This is a genomic window from Plantactinospora soyae, assembly GCF_014874095.1.
GTDB lineage: Bacteria > Actinomycetota > Actinomycetes > Mycobacteriales > Micromonosporaceae > Plantactinospora > Plantactinospora soyae.
This window is the reverse complement of the sequence record NZ_JADBEB010000001.1, coordinates 2832667-2849896: the sequence shown is the minus strand read 5'-3', so window position 1 is coordinate 2849896 and position 17230 is coordinate 2832667. Positions and strand designations below refer to the sequence as shown.

The window sequence follows — 17230 nt, the reverse complement described above, 5'->3', positions numbered from 1 at the left end:
AGGGTCAGGACATCCGCCAGACCTGGAAGGTGGGCCCGTCACCGGGCAGGGTCAGCGCACCGCTCGGATCCGGGTGCAGGTCGGGCGCTCCGCCGTACAGGTTGACGCCCTCGACACCGCCCGCCCCGGACGCCGCCCCGACCAGGCGTACCGGTTCGGCGGACGCGCGGCGGGCCAGCACCAGCAGCGACCCGGCCGGCCCCTCACGCAGGAAGACCAGGCTGTCCGCGTCGGCGTACGCCCAGCGCAGGCCGCCGTGCCGCAGTTCAGGCTCGCTCCGGCGCAGCGCGACCAGTGCCCGGTACCGGTCGAACGTGCCCCGGTCCCAGGTCTCCGGCCGCCGCCAGGGCATCGGGGTACGCGAGTCCTCGCCGTTGCGCCCGGTCAGTCCGAGCTCGTCACCGGCGAAGATCATCGGCGTACCGGGCAGGGTGCAGAGCAGCCCGACCGCGACCTCCTGCCGGGCGGCGTCGCCGACCACGGTCCGGATCCGGGCCGAGTCGTGCGAGCCGAGCAGCAGCCACGACGCGGCCAGCGCCCGCCAGGAGACCAGCGATCCGAACGCCCGCATCGTGGCCAGCACCTCCGGCCCGTCCCGCCTCGGCACCCCGTCCGGTACGCCGAGGAAGTCCGGCAGGTCCACCTCGGCACAGCGCAGCCAACTCCACACCGGACGGAGGAAGCCGGCGTAGTTCATCGTGCCCTGCCAGCCGTCGGCGTCCAGGTCACCGGTGAAGTCGTGGCAGTGCTCGGCGACGATCAACCCGTCCGGCCGGGCCTCGGTCACCGCCCGGCGCAGCGCGACCGCCACCTCGGTGGTGTACGCGTCCCGCCCGCGCCGACCGGTCATGTTGGCCACGTCCACCCGCCAGCCGTCCAGCCCGTACGGCGGGCGCAGCCACCGGGCCAGCACCGAGTCCGGACCGGTGTGGAACCGTCGCCGCAGCTCGGCACTGCCCCAGTTCAGCTTCGGCAGCGACTTCACGCCCAGCCACGATTCGTAGTCGCCGCCGTCGTCGAAGTAGTACATCTCGCGCTCCGGGGAGCCGACGTCGGAGATCGCGTCGACGAACCACCGGTGGCTGTCGCCGGTGTGGTTGCTGGTGACGTCGCCGAGCAGCCGCCACCCCCGGCCGTGTACGGCGTCGGCGAGCCGGGCCAGCGCGGCGTCGCCGCCGAGCAGCGGATCGACCCGGTCGAACCCGGCGGCGTCGTACCGGTGGTTGGAGCGGGCCGGGAAGATCGGGGTCAGGTAGACGGTGTTCACCCCGAGCCGGTCCAGGTGGTCCAGCCGCTCGGTGATCCCGTCCAGGTCGCCACCGTAGAACTGGTACGGCGTCTCGGGTCCACGGCCGATCACCGGGGTCCGGTCCCAGTCGCACGGGATGGCCCAGTCCGGCGGGTCCCGCTCGGCGGCGCCGGCCGAGCGGGCGAACCGGTCCGGGAAGATCTGGTAGACCACGGCGTCCCGGACCCACTCCGGCGGCGGGTCGTACGCCACCAGCCTGAAGTCGGTGTTGTCCGGTACGTCGTACCCGACGACGCCGCGCGCGTGAAGCCACCGCTGCCCGCCGCCGGTCGGCCCGGAGTCGACCAGGAAGCGGTAGTTCGTCACCGGGTTGCGGACCTCGACCTCGGCCCGCCACCACCGGACGCCGCCGGCCTCCCGGTCGAGGACGGCCGTGCCGTACCGAGGTTCACCGTCGGCGACCGACCGGATCCGGACGGTCCGGACCGACGCGGAGGTCCGGACGAACACCGGCACCGTCTCGCCCAGCCCGGGGGCCTGGTTCGGGACGTACCGGGCCGAGCCGTCGTGGTGCGGCAGGCCGAGCATGCTCACCCCTTCACCGAGCCGGCGGTCAGCCCGCTCACGATGTACCGCTGGAGGAACTGGAAGACCAGCACCGTCGGGATCGCGGTGAGCAGCGAACCGGCGCAGAAGACCCCGAAGTTGACGTTCCGGGACTCGCCGCCGAGCAGCCCGTAGAGCCCGACCGGCAGGGTCTTGGCGTTGGTGTCGGTCAGGAAGATGTTGGCCAGGAGGAACTCGTTGATGGTGGCGATGAAGACGAGCAGCCCGGTGACGGCGATGATCGGCATGACCAGGGGCAGGATGATCCGGAAGAACGCCTGCGCGTGTGACGCGCCGTCCATCGTGGCCGACTCGTCGAGTTCCTTCGGCACAGTGTCGAAGAAGCCCTTCATCAGCCAGGTGTTCACCCCGAGCGCACCGCCGAGGTAGAGGATGATCAGGCCCCAGGCGGTGTTGAACCCGATCGCCGGCCAGTACTCGGTGATCGTGGTGAACATCAGGTAGATCGTCACGATCGCCAGGAACTGCGGAAACATCTGGATCATCAGCAGGGACAGCAGTCCCACCCGGCGGCCCCGGAACCGCATCCGGCTGAACGCGTACGCGGCCAGCATGGAGATGAACACCGCCGCGCCGGACGCCAGGCCGGCGATCAGCAGCGAGTTGCCGTACCAGCGGGCGAAGGCGTGCTCGGCGAACAGGTCGAGGAAGTTCCGGGCGGTGAACCCGGTCGGCAGCAGTTCGCTGGAGGAGAGGGTGCCGAGCGGGTTCAGCGCCGCCGAGACCACGAAGACGATCGGGAAGAGGGAGAAGAGGACGGCACCGACTCCGACCAGGTGTCGCCAGCCGACACTCTTTACCCAGGTCATCGGATTCCTTCCGTGGATACTCCGACCTTCAGGCCGGAGAGGAAACGGGACTCCTGCGGAGCAGGGCAGGGATAGCCGATCCGCCGCCAAGGCGGATAGGCGTCTACCCGCGCGCCACCGCAGGGCTCACCAGCTGGTTCGCTAACGTGTGGACCGTGTCCAGGACCGTGAAGCGGGCGTTCAGGTACCGCTTCTACCCGACCGAGGCGCAGGCAGCGGAGCTGTCGCGTACGTTCGGGTGCGTCCGGAGGGTCTACAACCTGGCGCTGCAGGCCCGTACCGAGGCGTGGGTCCTGCGGCGGGAACGGATCACCTACAACGCGACCAGTGCGATGCTCACCGGGTGGAAGAGGACCGAGGAACTGGCGTTCCTCAACGAGGTGTCGTCGGTGCCGTTGCAGCAGGCCCTGCGGCACCTGCAGGGCGCGTTCGTCAACTTCTTCGCCAACCGGGCCCGGTACCCGAGCTTCAAGTCCAGGAAGAAGTCGCGGAAGTCGGCGGAGTACACCACCAGCGGGTTCCGCTGCCGCGACGGCCGGCTGACTCTGGCGAAGATGGTAGAGCCGTTGGACATCGTGTGGTCGCGGCCGTTGCCTGAGGGTGCGTCGCCGTCCACGGTGACGGTGTGCCAGGACGCGGCCGGACGCTGGTTCGTGTCCCTGCTCTGCGACGATGTGATCGAACCGGTCCCGGCCGTCAACACGGCTGTTGGGGTGGACGCCGGACTGGACAGCCTGCTGACGTTGAGTACCGGTGAGAAGGTCACCAACCCGCGCCACGAACGCGCCGACCGGTCCGCGCTGGCCCGCGCCCAGCGCCAGCTCGCACGTAAGGAGAAGGGGTCGGTGAATCGGGCCAGGGCCCGGTTGAGGGTGGCCCGGATCCACGCGCGGATCACCGACCGGCGTCGGGACCACCTGCACAAACTGACCACTCGACTCGTTCGTGACAACCAAACGATCGTGATCGAGGACCTGACCGTGCGTAACATGGTCAAAAATCACACTCTGGCCCGTGCGATCAGTGATGCGGCCTGGCGGCAGTTCCGCACCATGGTCGAATACAAAGCCGACTGGTACGGCCGGAACCTGATAGTTGTGGACCGTTGGTTCCCGTCGTCGAAGCTGTGCTCGACGTGTGGTGTTCTCGCGCAGCGGATGCCGCTGGACGTGCGGACGTGGACCTGCCGATGCGGCACCGTCCACGACCGCGACGTCAACGCGGCCCGCAACATTCTGGCGGAGGGGCTCTCCGTCACGGCCTGTGGAGCCGGTGTAAGACCTCAACGGGCGGACGCCCGGACGAGGCAGTCGGTGCCGAAGCAGGAAAACCCAAGGGCGACCGAGGGAATCCCCGCCCATTAGGGCTGTGGAAGACGTCAAGAGTACACCTCTTCCTGGGCCCGGGTCCGGCGGAAGGTGACCGCCGAGATGATCGCGACGATGGTGAAGATGACTACCGAGATCGCGGCGGCGAAGCCGTACTGGGCACCCTGGGCGTCGAAGGCCAGCCGGAACATGTACGTGATCAGCAGGTCCGTTCCGCCGGCACTGGAGTTGTCGGCCGGGAACGGCGCTCCCTCGGTGGTCAGGTAGACGGCGGTGAAGTTGTTGAAGTTGAACGCGAACGACGAGATCAGCAGCGGGGAGAGCGCGACCAGCAGCAGCGGCAGGGTGACGCGGCGGAACCGCTGCCACGGCCCGGCGCCGTCCATCTCGGCGGCCTCGCCCACCTCCTTCGGGATCGCCTGCAGTGCCCCGGTGGCGACCAGGAACATGTACGGGTAGCCGAGCCACAGCTGGACCAGGATCACCGCGACCCGGGCCGACCAGGTGCCGCCGAACCAGTCGACGTTCAGGTCGAGCATCCGGTTGAGCAGGCCGAAGTCGGTGTTGAAGATGTCCCGCCAGATCAGCAGCATCGCGAACGACGGCATCGCGTACGGCAGGATGAGCAGGACCTGGTAGATCCGGCGGCCCCGGAGCCTGGGCGAGTGCAGCGCCAGCGCGCAGAGCAGCCCGAGCGCGAACGTGCCGAGGGCCGAGGCGGCCGCGAAGGCGAGGTTCCAGACCAGGATGCCGGCGAACGGGCCGGCGATGGTCGGGTCGGTGACCACCCGGGTGAAGTTGGCGAGGCCGACGTTGACCCGCCAGCCCTGAACCAGCCGCTCCCCCGCCTCGTTCACGAAGGCGCCCTCGGCGTCGTCGGCCCGCCACTGCCTGCCGGTGGCGGCTTCCCGGACGCAGTCGCAGCCGGCGTCGTAGAGCTGGCCGGCCTGGCCCTCGTACGCGCCGGAGATGCCCTGGGCCCGGATCGCGCCGCGATCGGTGGGCACCGTGAAGGCGGTGATCTCCGCACCCCGGGCGGCGGACTGGCCGATGCCCAGCAGGTTGTAGCCCTCGGCCGCGGTGATCCGCCCACCTGCGACGGTCGCCCCGGACAGTGGCCGCAGCCCGGCGGAGTCGCCGACGAAGGCGGCACCGGCCGGATCGACGAGCAGGAACAGCAGCGGGTCGCTGGCGGGTACGCCCCGGGTCGCGACCGAGAGCGCGTACTCGGTCGAGCCCGGCACCCGGCTCACCGACGAGGTCTGGATCGCGATGATCGCCTCGTCCTTGCTGCCCCGGTGCCCGTCGCCGAAATTGGTGACCGCGGTGCCGACGGTGTACAGCACCGGGACCACCTGGAAGGCGATCAGCAGCAGGGTGCCGGGGAGCAGGTACTTCATCGGCACCCGGCGGGGCGACAGGTAGACGTAGCAGACCACCGCGACCACGCCGACCTCGATGGCGAGGCCGACCCACAACCGGCGCTCGATCAGCGGGAACGCCGCCCACACGGCCAGCGCGATGGTGACCGCGAGCGCCGTTGTCTTTCCGATTTGCCCACCCAGCCCGACCGAACGCGGTGGCCGGGGAGTCTCCTGGGAGACTTCCCGGCCAGCACGATCCTCCGGGAGGGTGGCCGTCTTCTCGGCCACGACCAGACCCTCCGCCGGACTACTTGATCTTGTCTTTGATGGACTTGCCCGCCGCGGTGACCGTGGACGGTACGACGGCTCCCCCGACGATCGCGGCGGACGCCTTGCCGAACGGATCCCACACGTTGGCCATCTCCGGGATGGCGGGCATGATCGCGCCGCCCTTACCGGCGTCCATGATCTTCACGACGTCCGGATCGGTCCCCTTGACCTGGTCGAACGCGGCGGTCAGCGCCGGTGGGCGGGGCTCGGCGTCGTAGAGCACCTTGGCCAGTTCCGGCTTGGTCACGTAGTTGGCCACGAACTCCTGGGCGATGGCCTTGTTCTTGCCCTTGGACGCCACGTAGAACGCCTGGACCCCGACGAACGGCTGGGCCGGCTGACCGCCCGCGAAGCCGGGGATCGGCTCGATCTCGTACGAGATCCCCGCCTTCTTCACGTCGCCGATCGACCACGGTCCACTGATCATGAACGGCGCCTTCTTGCCGGTGAACAGCGACAGCGCGTTCTCGTGCCCGATCGAGCGCTTCAGCGCGCCGTCACCCTTCTCGCCGAGCTTCCGGATCTTCTCGAAGGCGGCGATCGAGGCGGGGTTGCCGACGCCGACGTCCTTCGGGTCGTAGCCACCGTCCGGCTTGGTGCCGAACAGGTAGCCGCCGCCCGAGGTGTACAGCGGATACATGTGGTACGCGTCGCCGGTCTGCCCGACCGGCATCGAGAGGATCTCGGTGGCCTTGCCGGACTGCTTGATCTGCTTGCCGGTGGCGACCAGCTCCTCCAGCGTTCCCGGTGCCTTCGGCGCGAGTTCGGTGTTCCGGAACAGCGCGAGGTTCTCGACCGCGTACGGCACGCCCTGCACCTGGCCGTTGAACGTGACGCCCCGGATCGCGATCTCGGCGAACGCCCCGCGCTGCGCCTCGGTCAACTGGATCGGGTCGATCGTGCCGTTCTGGACCAGGTTCCCGATCCAGTCGTGCGCGCCGATCATGATGTCCGGCGGGTTGCCCGCCTGCGAGGCGGTGACGAACTTCGGCATCAGCTCCTCGGAGACCGCCTGGACCTCGATGGTGACGCCCAGTTCCTGACCGAACTTGGCGACGAGTGGCTTGAGGGCGGCCGTACGCTTGTCGTCGGCCCAGATCATCAGGCTGCCGCCGGCTCCGGCGGAGGCGCTCGGCTCGGCACTGGGCGAATCGCTGCCGCAGCCGGCGCCGGCGAGCGCCAGTCCCATCGCGGCGACCACACCCGCGGTACGGATGCGCATCGGAACTCCTGTCGTCATGGTCGGCCCCGGGGGCGGGCTACCCGACCGGCGGGAAAGTGCTACGTCTGTCAACCGGCGCCGGGGGTAGCGCGCCGCCGCTGTCGCGTGGTGTCGCGTTGTCCTGTGTGCTCGGTGTCGCGGCGCTACCGGTGTGGTGGCGCCGGTGTCGTGCTGCTCGGTGTCGTGCTGCTCGGTGTCGCGGTGCTACCGGTCTGGGGCTGCTCGGTATCGCGGTGTTACCGGTGTCGCGTGTTGCCGGGACGTTAGCAAGACGTTGCAGCCAATGGAAGACCTTGCAGCAGGCTCCGCAAGAACTTGCTGAATAAGTTAAAGTGCGGCGCATGCGTGCACGACTAGCCGACATCGCCCAGCAGGCCGAAGTAAGCGAGGCCACGGTGTCGCGGGTGCTCAACGACCGCCCCGGCGTGGCCCCCGAGACCCGACAGGCCGTGCTGACCGCGCTCGACGTACTCGGTTACGAGCGGCCCGCCCGGCTTCGCAAGCGCAGTGCCGGCCTGGTCGGGCTGGTGGTGCCGGAACTGGAGAACCCGATCTTCCCGGCGTTCGCCCAGGTGATCGAGTCGGGGCTGGCCCAGGCCGGCTACACCTCCGTGCTCTGCACCCAGACCCCCGGCGGGGTCACCGAGGACGAGTACGTCGAGATGCTGCTGGACCGGCAGGTCTCCGGGATCGTCTTCGTCTCCGGCCTGCACGCCGACACCTCCGCCGACTCTGCGCGCTACCGCACCCTGCTCGGCCGGCCGCTGCCCATCGTGCTGGTCAACGGCTACGTGCCGGGCATACCGGCCCCCTTCGTCTCCTGCGACGACCGGGAGGCCGGCGAACTCGCGGTAGCCCACCTGGTCGCGCTCGGGCACCGCCGGATCGGCCTGATCACCGGGCCCGGCCGGTTCGTTCCCGTACAGCGGAAGGTTGCCGGCTACAAGGCCGCGATGAAACGACTCGTCGGGCTGCCTGACGCGGAACTCGACGAGCTGGCCGAGTTGTCGCTGTTCGGGGTGGAGGGTGGCGAGGTCGCCGCCGCCCGGCTGCTCGACCGGGGCGTGACCGGGCTGGTCTGCGGCTCGGACCTGATGGCGCTGGGGGCGATCCGGGCGGCCCGGCAACGGGGACTCTCCGTACCCGGTGACCTCTCCGTGGTCGGCTACGACGACTCGCCGCTGATGGCGTTTACCGACCCGCCGCTGACCACGATGCGGCAGCCGGTGCTGGCCATGGCGGTCGCCGCCGTACGCTCGCTGGTCGACGAGATCCACGGGCACGCCGCACCGCACTCCGAGTACATCTTCCGGCCCGAGCTGGTGGTCCGGGGATCCACCGCGGTCGTACCCGGGGCCGCCGACCGGTCCGGCGCCGATCCCCGGTCCTCGTCGGAGCTGGCGCTACCGGTCTGAGCCGGATCGGCGCGGGATCGCCCCGGAAGTTCTTGCGCAAGAATTGCTTGACTCTTGCAGCCCGTGCCCGGCATCCTGCTCTGAACCCGGAACAAGGCCCCGCTCGCGCCCCCGACAAGAACGGAAAGCGCCGCAATGACCGTGCACCCCGAACCGCCCCGGCCCGTCGAGGACTGGTGGCAGTCCGCGGTCGTCTACCAGGTCTACGTCCGCAGCTTCGCCGACGCCGACGGTGACGGCATCGGCGACCTGGCCGGCGTCCGGAGTCGACTGCCCTACCTGCGCGACCTCGGCGTGGACGCGCTCTGGCTGACCCCGTTCTACCGGTCCCCGATGATCGATGGTGGCTACGACGTCGCCGACTACCGGGACGTCGACCCGATCTTCGGCACCCTCGCCGACTTCGACGCGATGATCGCCGACGCGCACGCCCTGGACCTGCGGATCATCGTCGACATCGTGCCGAACCACACCTCCAGCGCGCATCCCTGGTTCAGAGCGGCGCTGGCCAGCCCGCCGGGTTCGGCGTACCGGGCGCGCTACCTGTTCCACGACGGCCGGGGCCCGGACGGCGCCCTGCCGCCGAACGACTGGGAGTCGATCTTCGGCGGTCCGGCCTGGACCCGGGTACCCGACGGCCAGTGGTACCTGCACCTGTTCGACCCGGCCCAACCCGACCTGAACTGGCGGCACCCCGAGGTCCGGGCCGAGTTCGAGGACATCCTGCGGTTCTGGCTCGATCGTGGTGTCGACGGTTTCCGGATCGACGTGGCGCACGGGATGATCAAGGAGGAGGGGCTGCCGGACGTCGGGCGTACCTCCGCCGACGGCCAGCGCCAGGTCGAACTGCTCGGCCGGGGGCGGCTGCCCTACTTCGACCAGGACGAGGTGCACGAGATCTACCGCGCCTGGCGGCCGATCCTGGACAGCTACCCCGGGGGCCGGATGGCGGTCGCCGAGGCCTGGGCCGAGACTCCGGCCCGACTGGCCCGGTACATCGGGCCGGACGAGCTGCACCAGGCGTTCAACTTCGACTTCCTCGACGCGACCTGGTCGGCCGACTCGTTCCGCAAGGTGATCGACACCGCGCTGGCCGAGTCGACGATCGTCGGCGCACCGACCACCTGGGTGCTGTCCAACCACGACAAGCAACGGCACGTCACCCGGTACGGCGACGGCGCACTCGGGCTGCGCCGGGCTCGGGCCGCCGCCCTGCTGATGCTCGCCCTGCCCGGCTGCGTCTACCTCTACCAGGGCGAGGAACTGGGCCTGCCGGAGGTGCTCGACCTTCCCGACGAGCTGCGACAGGACCCCGCCTTCCTGCGTACCGGACAGAGTCGGGACGGCGCCCGGGTGCCGCTGCCGTGGAATGGCGAGGTGTCCCCGTACGGCTTCGGTCCGGCCGATGGCGGACCGTCCTGGCTGCCGGCCCCGCCGACCTGGCGGGCCCGCTCGGTGGCCGCCCAGACCGGCGTCCCGGACTCGACCCTGGAGCTGTACCGGTCGGCCCTGCGGCTGCGTCGCGCGCACACCGCGCTGCCGACGGATCGATCCGCCTCCGCCGGGGGGACCGGGATGACCTGGCTGGACAGCGAGCCCGGCGTACTCGCCTTCGGTCGGACCGAACCGGCCGGTGGACACCGGCTGATCTGCGTGGCCAACCTCAGCGGCGCCCCGGTCTCGGTGGCCGGGTACGGCACGCCGATCCTGGCCAGCGAGCCGCTGACCGAACGGAACGGCGAGGTGACGCTGCCGAATGACGCGGCAGGGTGGTTCATCCGGCCGGTAACCGGGTAACTCAGAACTGACCTGGTCGTCCGTCGCGCTCCGCGCCGACGGGCGACTGGGGCCGACAACCCCTTTGTGGTGGAGGGGATGGTGGTGCCGGTGCCCCGGGAGTCCGCTTCCGGGGCACCGGTGTGTGCGGAGAAGTCAGCGGGTGCGGGTTCCGCCGCGGTCACCGCCAGCGGACAGGCGACAGGATGTTCGTCGTTCCGATTGGCGGTAGGCCGTCGTCGAGGCCACGCAGCCGCTGGTAGGTGTCGCGCATCGCGCCCTTGTCCGGAATGTGCTCAGTGCCTGCTGCGCGCTCCAGGACTGTCAGGGCGCCGCACCTGACCGAACCCCCTGGGTCATCCACCCGCCCAACGCGCGCTCACCTCGCGGGATGCCGCCTTCGACCGCGTCGGCTACTGGCCGGGCCGGGTGAGCATCGCGGCGATCCGGGCCAGGCCGGCCCGTACCTCGGCCGGATCCGGCGGCTGCTGCGGCTGTGCCGCCCGGCGACTGCTCTCCCCGATCAGTTCCTCGTCGCCGACGTCCTCGTAGTCGCCGTAGACGGTGGCCTCGTCCAACTCCACCGCCTCGTCCTCGGCCGCGATCTGCGCGGCGGCGATCTCGGCGCGGATCTCGTCGGCGGAGACCCGGGGCAGCAGGGGCTCCACCACGGCCATCAGTTCCTCGTCGGCCACCACCGACTCGGCCAGCGCCAGCGCGTGTGGCCGCTCGTAGGGGCCACAGACCACCGGCTCCCACTCCTCGTCGTCGTCGAGCGGGCCGAAGGTGATGATCCAGGGCAGCGCGAGGATCGGCGAGTCGTCCGGAAGCTCCAACGTCACGAGTGCGCCCACGCGACTCATCATGACGGCGATCGTCTAACGATTAGTGCCTTTTGCCCGAATCGCAGGACTGGTCGTTTCATCGCTGGTCGGTCACACTCCGCTGCGGCGCCGCCGCCTGGTCGCAAGAACACGCAGGCGGGCCCCCGCAGCCCCACCTGACGGATGCGAGCGGCGACGCCCCGCCGACCCGGCCCGCCGTCAGCCTCGCGACGGCGGCTCCGGCGGCCGATCTGACGACGACTCAGTCCGCTCCGACGACGACTCGGCGCGGTCCGACGACTCAGTCCGGTCCGACGACGACTCAGTCCGGTCCGACGACGACTCCGCCCGATCTGGAGGCGACTCGGTCCGGTCCGACGACGACTCGGCGCGCTCGGGCGGTTCGCCCAACGACCATGATTCGCTGCGCGGCGGCGGGCGGTCCGTCGATGGCGGTTCGGGGCGGGCCGGGTCGGCGACCGGTACCGCCCCCGCCAGGTCCCGGACCCGCCCGCTCCGGCTGGTCGCCGCGATCGCGGCCCCGAACAGGAGAAGCTGGTTCAGGAGATAGAGGTAGATCAGCAACCCGACCGCGCCGGCCACCACCGTGTACGCCGGATTGCGCTCCCAGCGCACCACGTAGTAGCGGCCCACCGAGTTGATCAGGGTGATGCCCACCGCGACGAACAGCACCGGCGGAAGCCACCGCCGGAAGCTCATCCGCAGGCGCGGTACGGCGAGCAGCAGCGCCGACCCCAGCAGCACGTTGATCAGGAACGCCAGCGCCCAGCTACAGATCGTCAACGCGATCGACCGCGCACCCAGCAGCCAACTGAGCAACGACTCCAACGCGTCCACCGCGCCGACCGAGAGCCCGAGCAGGATGAAGATGACCAGCAGGATCACCAGGTCGACCAGTTGCCGGAGCACGATGTAGCCCGGATGCTGGGCCAGCCCGTGGATCAACCGCTGCGACGAGCGGATCGACTCCACCCAGCCGATACCGGTGACCGCGAGCAGGACCAGCCCGATGATGCCGGGCCGGCTGCTGCTCTGCCGGATCTGTTCGGGGTCGACGAACGGCAGATTCCGCTGGAGGAAGCCGACGATCACCCGGCCGCTCTCGACACTGTCCCCGAGCAGCGCACCCAGGACCGCGTACGCCACCAGGCCGAGAGCGAAGACCGCGAAGAAGCCGTAGTACGCGATGGCCGCCGCCAGCCGCCCGCCGAGCACATCGGTGTAGCGGCCCACCGCCCGGGCGAAGTGATCGAACCAGGGCGATCGCCGACGGTGCGCCGTCAGCCGCCGGTCGATCCAGGACAACACCCGTTCAAAGGCGTTCACGCCGCCATCCTTGCCCATCGCCACGCCGCTCGGGGGCCGGTCAACCCGGCGCGCCGGTTTTGCGGGTCAACCGCCGAGCACGAAGTCCCGTCGGGGCTGCCAGTGCATCCCGCCGTTGTGCGAGAACAGGGTGAACTTCTCCACCTTGAACAACGCGGAGAAGTCGGCGAGGTCCTCGTAGACCCGGTCCAGCGCCTCGGGCGCGACGTCCTGGGCCACCGTGACGTGCGGGTGGTACGGGAAGCGGCTCTCCCGACGCAGTTCAGGCGCCGTACCGATCGCCCCGGCGAGCAGCTCGCACTCGCTGATCCCGGCGGCGACCACCACGAAGACCACCTCGGTGAGCGGCCGGAAGGTGCCGGTACCCCGCAGGTGCAGCAGATACGGTCGGTGCGCGGCGGCCACCTCGGCCAGGTGCCGCTCCACCGCCGGCAGGCTCGCCAGCGAGATGTCGGTCGGCCCGAGCAACGTCAGATGCGCCGGAACGTACGCGGCCTGCGGGTCGCCCGCCTCCGCCCGTCGGCGGGTGAGGAACTCGCACCACGGCTCCGGGACGTCCACGGCGATCCCGACCCGGGTCACCGGGGCCTCGGGATCCTGCGATCCGTCCGTGACAACCACACTCCGCTCCACTTCACCCCTCGGCCGGCACCCCGGACCGACGAGCACGTCCCTGGTGACCGGCGGGTTGCCCCGCACCGTCACCGCCCTCACCAGAACTAACCGTTCCTCGCCCCCGGCAGGAACCCGACCCGGTCGTACGCCTCGCGCAGGGTGGCCGAGGCGACCGTACGGGCCTTCTCGGCACCGAGCGCCAGCAGCTTGTCCAGCTGCGCCGGGTCGTCCAGGTAGGCCTGGGTCCGCTGCTGGATCGGCCGGACGAACTCCGTCACCACCTCGGCCAGGTCCTTCTTCAGGTCGCCGTAACCCTTACCCTCGTACGCCGCGACCAGGTCCTCGATGGTCCGGCCGGTGACGGCGGCGTAGATGGTCAGCAGGTTGGCGATCCCGGGCTTCTGCTCCGGCTCGAAGATAATCTCCCGGCCGGTGTCGGTGACCGCGGACCTGATCTTCTTGGCCGACCGGGCCGGGTCGTCCAGCAGCATGATGATCCCGGCCGGCGACGACGCCGACTTGGACATCTTCGCCGTGGGGTCCTGGAGGTCGGTGATCTTCGCGGTGTCCCGGACGATGTACGGGGCCGGCACGGTGAAGGTACGGCCGAACCGGGTGTTGAAGCGCTGCGCCAGGTCGCGGGTCAGCTCCAGGTGCTGGCGCTGGTCCTCGCCGACCGGTACCGCGTCGGCCTGGTAGAGCAGGATGTCGGCGGCCTGAAGGATCGGGTACGTGAAGAGGCCGACGCTGGACCGGTCGGCGCCCTGCTTCACGGACTTGTCCTTGAACTGGGTCATCCGACTCGCCTCGCCGAACCCGGTTATGCAGCTCAGCACCCAGGCGAGCTGTGCGTGCTCGGGCACCTGCGACTGGACGAACAGGGTGCACCGCTCGGGGTCCAACCCGACGGCGAAGAGCTGTGCCGCCGCGACCCGGGTCTGGTTCCGCAACGCGACCGGATCATGCCCGGCGGTGATCGCGTGCAGGTCGACGACGCTGTAGAAGGTGTCGTGCGTCTCCTGCATCGCCACCCAGTTGCGTACCGCGCCCAGGTAGTTGCCCACGTGGAAGGAGTCGGCGGTCGGCTGGATGCCGGAGAGCACCCGAGGCCGGGCAGGAACGTCGGACATGCCGGCAATTCTGACAGCATCCCTGGGAGCGTGTCCCGACGGCCCTGTGCCAAATCCCCCCGGCCCCCAACTCGGTGGAACCGGGTGCCCCGGCGGCGACTCGTACCCTGAAACCGGAGTCGGTCGGCGTCGCCGCATCCGCGCGCCGCACGGCCTGGCCGGAGGGACAGCACTTGGTACGGAATCGGGGCGGACGCGGGACGGGCCGTGGGCGGGCGACGGTGGACGAGGCGATGGGCGAGCTGTACCACGCCTGTTACCGGCGACTGGTCGCACAGGTCTACGCCTTCACCACCGATCTGACCGAGGCACAGGACGTGGTGCAGGAGGCCTTCGCCCGGGCGATCGCCCGGCCGCAGGGGCTCGCCGACGTGGACAACCCGGAGGCGTGGCTGCGGACGGTCGCGGTCAACGTGGTCCGGCGCCGATGGCGACGACGCCAACTGCTGAACACCATCCTGCTGCGGGACCGTCCGGTCACCCGGCTGGTCGAGCCCGCTCCCGGGCCCGAACGGACGGATCTGCGGGAGGCACTGGCCGGCCTGCCGGTCGGCTATCGGGAGGTGATCGTGCTGCACTACTTCGCCGACCTACCGGTCGAGGAGATCGCCGGACTGCTCGGCGTACCGGGTGGCACGGTGAAGTCCCGGCTGTCCCGGGGCCGCGCCGCACTCGCCGCCGAACTCGGCGACTACCAGGGCGGCGGTGCCCCGGCGCCCGCCGCCAGAACGGAACCGCCGGCCCGGACCGCCCGGGCCAGCGGTTCCAGCGGGGTGAAGCATGCGTGATCGAGAGATGCCCGGTGCCGGTCTCGACGTACGGCTGGCACACGGCCGGACCGACCTGCTGGACAGCATCGACCAGCCACCGATGGCCCGGATCCGGGAGCGGGCGGCGGTCCGGCGACGGCGCCGACGCGCGGTCGGCAGCGGCAGCGCGGGCCTGCTCTGTGTCGCGGTCGCGGCGACCCTGCTCCAGCCCTGGAATGCCCAGGGCAGGGATCCGCTGCCGCCGCCGGTGGCCGAGGCACCTGGCGGTGGCCCGGTCTACACCGACGCCGGGATCACCATCAACGGGCTCACCGAGTCGGCCGTCACACAGGTCCCGGGCACGATCACCGATGTCGAGTTCGTCGACCCGGACCACGGCTACCTGCTGGCCGGCTGCCCGGCCGTGGCCCCGTGTCCGACCAACGTCGGCCGGACCGACGACGGCGGCCTGACCTGGCAGTACAGCGAACTGCCCCGAGCCGTCGTCGGCTCGGAGGGCGCGGAACTGACCGGCTTTCCCGACGGCCAATTGATGATCACCTCGGGGCCGCGGACCCACGTCTCGACGGACCAGGGACGGAACTGGCGGCCGGTCGGGGCGGGCGGCGGCACCGGACGCGTACCGGCGACCGCCGACGACCTGCTGCGGGCCGGACCGGGCGGCGGCCGGTGCGGGCTCGACGTCGAGGTCTGGCAGCCGGCGCTGCCCCGGGCCGGCGTTCCCGCGACCGCCCCCGACCTCGACGTCTGCTGGGTGGCACCGGCGACCACCGCCGACGGCGCCTGGTGGGTCGGCGGTACCCGCGACGGCAACGCCGCCGTGGCGATGACCCGGGACCGGGGTACGCACTGGCGAACGGTCGAGCTACCCGGAACCGGCGTACCGGCCGGGTCGGTGGAGGTGACCAGCCTGGGCAGTCAGGCGTACGCGGCCGTGCTCGGCACCGACCGGACGGTGCGGGCGCTGTTCCACTCCTCCGACGGCGGGCAGAGCTTCACCCGCACCCTGTCCGGTGGCCCGGCGGCACCGCAGGGGGTGAGCGGCGCGCTGGTGCCCCTGCTCGACGGGCGGCTGCTGGTGGCCGGCACCGATCGGCGCTTCCACGTCAGCGCCGACCAGGGGGCGACCTTCAGCCGGGCCGAGGGCAACCTGCCGGTGGTCGGCCGGCTGACCCGGACCCTCGCCGGATACGTCGCCTACGACCTGTTCGGCTCCGGCTGGGCGGCCTATTCCGCCGACGGTGCCACCTGGCGCAAACTCCAGATCAACTGACCTGGCCGGCCGGTCCGCCCTCCGGTTCCGCCGCCACCCGGGCGGCACCCCGGTCCGCTCGGCCGGTGTCTCCGACCGACACGCTCGTACGCTGCTCCGGCAGCCGGCCCACCGAGATGCCGACCCGGGCCACCCGCCGCCCCTGCACCGCCAGCACCCGCAGCAGCCAGCCACCCGGGGGAAGTGGGTCGTCCGGTCCGGCACCGCCCCGAGCCGCCCCGGAGGCGGTCGGATCCTCCATCCCGGGCACCGCGACCTCGTCGCCCCGGACCGGCAACCGGCCCAGGGCCGCCATCACGAACCCGCCGACCGTCTCGTACGGGCCGGGGGGCAGTGCGAAGCCGGCCCGTTCGGCGAAGTCGGCCAGGTTGAGCCGGCCGTCCACCTCGATCGGGCCACCGGTCAGCACCGGGTCGGGGTCGGTGTCGTACTCGTCGTGGATCTCGCCGACCAGCTCCTCGATCAGGTCCTCGAGGGTGACGATCCCGGCCGTACCGCCGTACTCGTCGACCACGACGGCGAGGTGGTGGCGTTCGCGGCGCATCTCGGTGAGCGCCGCGAGTACCCGCTTGCTGCCGGGCACCTTCTTCACCTCGCGGGTGAGTTCACCGATCGTGGTGCAGGCGTCGCCGTCCGGTCGGAGCAGTACGTCGCGCAGGTGCACGAAGCCGATCACGTCGTCGTGGGTGCCGTCGACCACCGGGTACCGGGTGTGGGTCTCCGCCCGTACCAGTTGGGCCGCCTGTCTCAGGGTCAGCCCGGCCGCCAGGAAGACCACCTCGGTCCGGGGCATCATCACCTCGCGGACCAGGCTGGCACCGGCCTCCAGGACCTCGTCGATGATGCCCCGCTCCACCGGGTCGAGCCGGGTGTTCACGGCGACCAGGTCGCGGAGTTCGGCCTCGCTGATCTGCTCCCGGCCCGCCGTCGGACTCGCCCCCAGCAGTGCGGTGACCAGTCGGGTCGCCCCGTCCGCCGCACGTACGACGATTCGGGCCAGCGCCCGGGCGAGCGGGCCCGGATCTCTTCGAGGATGCCCCGGCGATCGTCGCCGGGGCCCGGTACTGCCGGACTCCCGCATGCCAGAAATGGTAGACACCAGAGGCGCCCGACGTGGGCACCCTGGACCCGGTTCATCCTCCCGGCCGTGT

Annotated in this window: 13 protein-coding genes and 1 pseudogene; 5 read left to right on the top strand and 9 right to left on the bottom strand. The window is 70.8% G+C overall.

Annotated elements, in window-relative coordinates; genetic code table 11:
* Window positions 1-4: 4 nt before the first annotated feature.
* Window positions 5-1837: a glycoside hydrolase family 13 protein gene (locus H4W31_RS12810; RefSeq protein ID WP_192772055.1), complete on the bottom strand. Its 1833-nt coding sequence runs from the start codon at window positions 1835-1837 to the stop codon at window positions 5-7.
* 2 nt (window positions 1838-1839) lie between these two features.
* On the bottom strand, window positions 1840-2685 hold the full coding sequence (locus H4W31_RS12805) for a sugar ABC transporter permease (RefSeq protein WP_192766866.1): 846 nt from the start codon (window positions 2683-2685) through the stop codon (window positions 1840-1842).
* Window positions 2686-2840: 155 nt separating this feature from the next.
* Between H4W31_RS12805 and H4W31_RS12800 the strand changes: the two genes are divergently transcribed.
* Window positions 2841-4049, top strand: a complete 1209-nt coding sequence (locus H4W31_RS12800; protein ID WP_318783162.1) for an RNA-guided endonuclease InsQ/TnpB family protein — start codon at window positions 2841-2843, stop codon at window positions 4047-4049.
* Window positions 4050-4063: 14 nt separating this feature from the next.
* Here H4W31_RS12800 and H4W31_RS12795 read toward each other — a convergent pair whose 3' ends face one another.
* The gene (locus H4W31_RS12795; RefSeq protein WP_192766864.1) at window positions 4064-5665 is read right to left on the bottom strand and encodes an ABC transporter permease subunit; all 1602 of its coding nucleotides are present in this window, start codon (window positions 5663-5665) and stop codon (window positions 4064-4066) included.
* Window positions 5666-5684: 19 nt separating this feature from the next.
* Window positions 5685-6929, bottom strand: coding sequence for a sugar ABC transporter substrate-binding protein (locus tag H4W31_RS12790; protein ID WP_192766863.1), 1245 nt, complete (start codon window positions 6927-6929; stop codon window positions 5685-5687).
* A gap of 341 nt (window positions 6930-7270) precedes the next feature.
* Here H4W31_RS12790 and H4W31_RS12785 point away from each other — a divergent pair, with 341 nt between their 5' ends.
* Both H4W31_RS12785 and H4W31_RS12780 read left to right on the top strand, forming a co-directional pair.
* Window positions 7271-8344: a LacI family DNA-binding transcriptional regulator gene (locus tag H4W31_RS12785; protein WP_192766862.1), complete on the top strand. Its 1074-nt coding sequence runs from the start codon at window positions 7271-7273 to the stop codon at window positions 8342-8344.
* 135 nt (window positions 8345-8479) lie between these two features.
* On the top strand, window positions 8480-10141 hold the full coding sequence (locus tag H4W31_RS12780; protein ID WP_192766861.1) for a glycoside hydrolase family 13 protein: 1662 nt from the start codon (window positions 8480-8482) through the stop codon (window positions 10139-10141).
* A gap of 392 nt (window positions 10142-10533) precedes the next feature.
* Here the strand turns inward: H4W31_RS12780 and H4W31_RS12775 are convergent, their stop codons facing one another.
* The 4 genes and pseudogenes from H4W31_RS12775 to trpS form a co-directional block, all read right to left on the bottom strand.
* The gene (locus tag H4W31_RS12775; protein ID WP_192772054.1) at window positions 10534-10974 is read right to left on the bottom strand and encodes a hypothetical protein; all 441 of its coding nucleotides are present in this window, start codon (window positions 10972-10974) and stop codon (window positions 10534-10536) included.
* Window positions 10975-11388: 414 nt separating this feature from the next.
* Window positions 11389-12291: pseudogene (locus H4W31_RS12770) on the bottom strand (YihY/virulence factor BrkB family protein); the annotation flags it as partial.
* Window positions 12292-12357: 66 nt separating this feature from the next.
* Complete coding sequence (locus H4W31_RS12765) at window positions 12358-12912, bottom strand: 2'-5' RNA ligase family protein (protein ID WP_318783159.1); 555 nt, start codon at window positions 12910-12912, stop codon at window positions 12358-12360.
* A gap of 98 nt (window positions 12913-13010) precedes the next feature.
* On the bottom strand, window positions 13011-14036 hold the full coding sequence (gene trpS, locus H4W31_RS12760) for a tryptophan--tRNA ligase (RefSeq protein WP_192766860.1): 1026 nt from the start codon (window positions 14034-14036) through the stop codon (window positions 13011-13013).
* Between the two features lie 233 nt (window positions 14037-14269).
* Between trpS and H4W31_RS12755 the strand changes: the two genes are divergently transcribed.
* Both H4W31_RS12755 and H4W31_RS12750 read left to right on the top strand, forming a co-directional pair.
* Complete coding sequence (locus H4W31_RS12755) at window positions 14270-14824, top strand: RNA polymerase sigma factor (RefSeq protein ID WP_192766859.1); 555 nt, start codon at window positions 14270-14272, stop codon at window positions 14822-14824.
* Window positions 14817-16079 carry a sialidase family protein gene (locus tag H4W31_RS12750; RefSeq protein WP_192766858.1) on the top strand — a complete coding sequence of 421 codons (1263 nt, stop codon included), beginning with the start codon at window positions 14817-14819 and terminating at the stop codon, window positions 16077-16079. The genes H4W31_RS12755 and H4W31_RS12750 overlap by 8 nt, the downstream gene beginning before the upstream one ends.
* Here H4W31_RS12750 and H4W31_RS12745 read toward each other — a convergent pair.
* A complete protein-coding gene (locus H4W31_RS12745) occupies window positions 16072-17160 on the bottom strand; it encodes a hemolysin family protein (protein WP_192766857.1) in 1089 nt (362 codons plus the stop codon). The two genes, H4W31_RS12750 and H4W31_RS12745, sit on opposite strands and share 8 nt — an antisense overlap.
* Between the last annotated feature and the right edge of the window lie 70 nt (window positions 17161-17230).

Coding starts and splice junctions, on each gene's coding strand:
- H4W31_RS12780 (WP_192766861.1), top strand. CDS start 8,480: ATGACCGTGCACCCCGAACCGCCCCGGCCCGTCGAGGACTGGTGGCAG.
- H4W31_RS12810 (WP_192772055.1), bottom strand. CDS start 1,837: ATGCTCGGCCTGCCGCACCACGACGGCTCGGCCCGGTACGTCCCGAAC.
- H4W31_RS12805 (WP_192766866.1), bottom strand. CDS start 2,685: ATGACCTGGGTAAAGAGTGTCGGCTGGCGACACCTGGTCGGAGTCGGT.
- trpS (WP_192766860.1), bottom strand. CDS start 14,036: ATGTCCGACGTTCCTGCCCGGCCTCGGGTGCTCTCCGGCATCCAGCCG.
- H4W31_RS12745 (WP_192766857.1), bottom strand. CDS start 17,160: ATGCGGGAGTCCGGCAGTACCGGGCCCCGGCGACGATCGCCGGGGCAT.
- H4W31_RS12785 (WP_192766862.1), top strand. CDS start 7,271: ATGCGTGCACGACTAGCCGACATCGCCCAGCAGGCCGAAGTAAGCGAG.
- H4W31_RS12750 (WP_192766858.1), top strand. CDS start 14,817: ATGCGTGATCGAGAGATGCCCGGTGCCGGTCTCGACGTACGGCTGGCA.
- H4W31_RS12790 (WP_192766863.1), bottom strand. CDS start 6,929: ATGCGCATCCGTACCGCGGGTGTGGTCGCCGCGATGGGACTGGCGCTC.
- H4W31_RS12755 (WP_192766859.1), top strand. CDS start 14,270: ATGGGCGAGCTGTACCACGCCTGTTACCGGCGACTGGTCGCACAGGTC.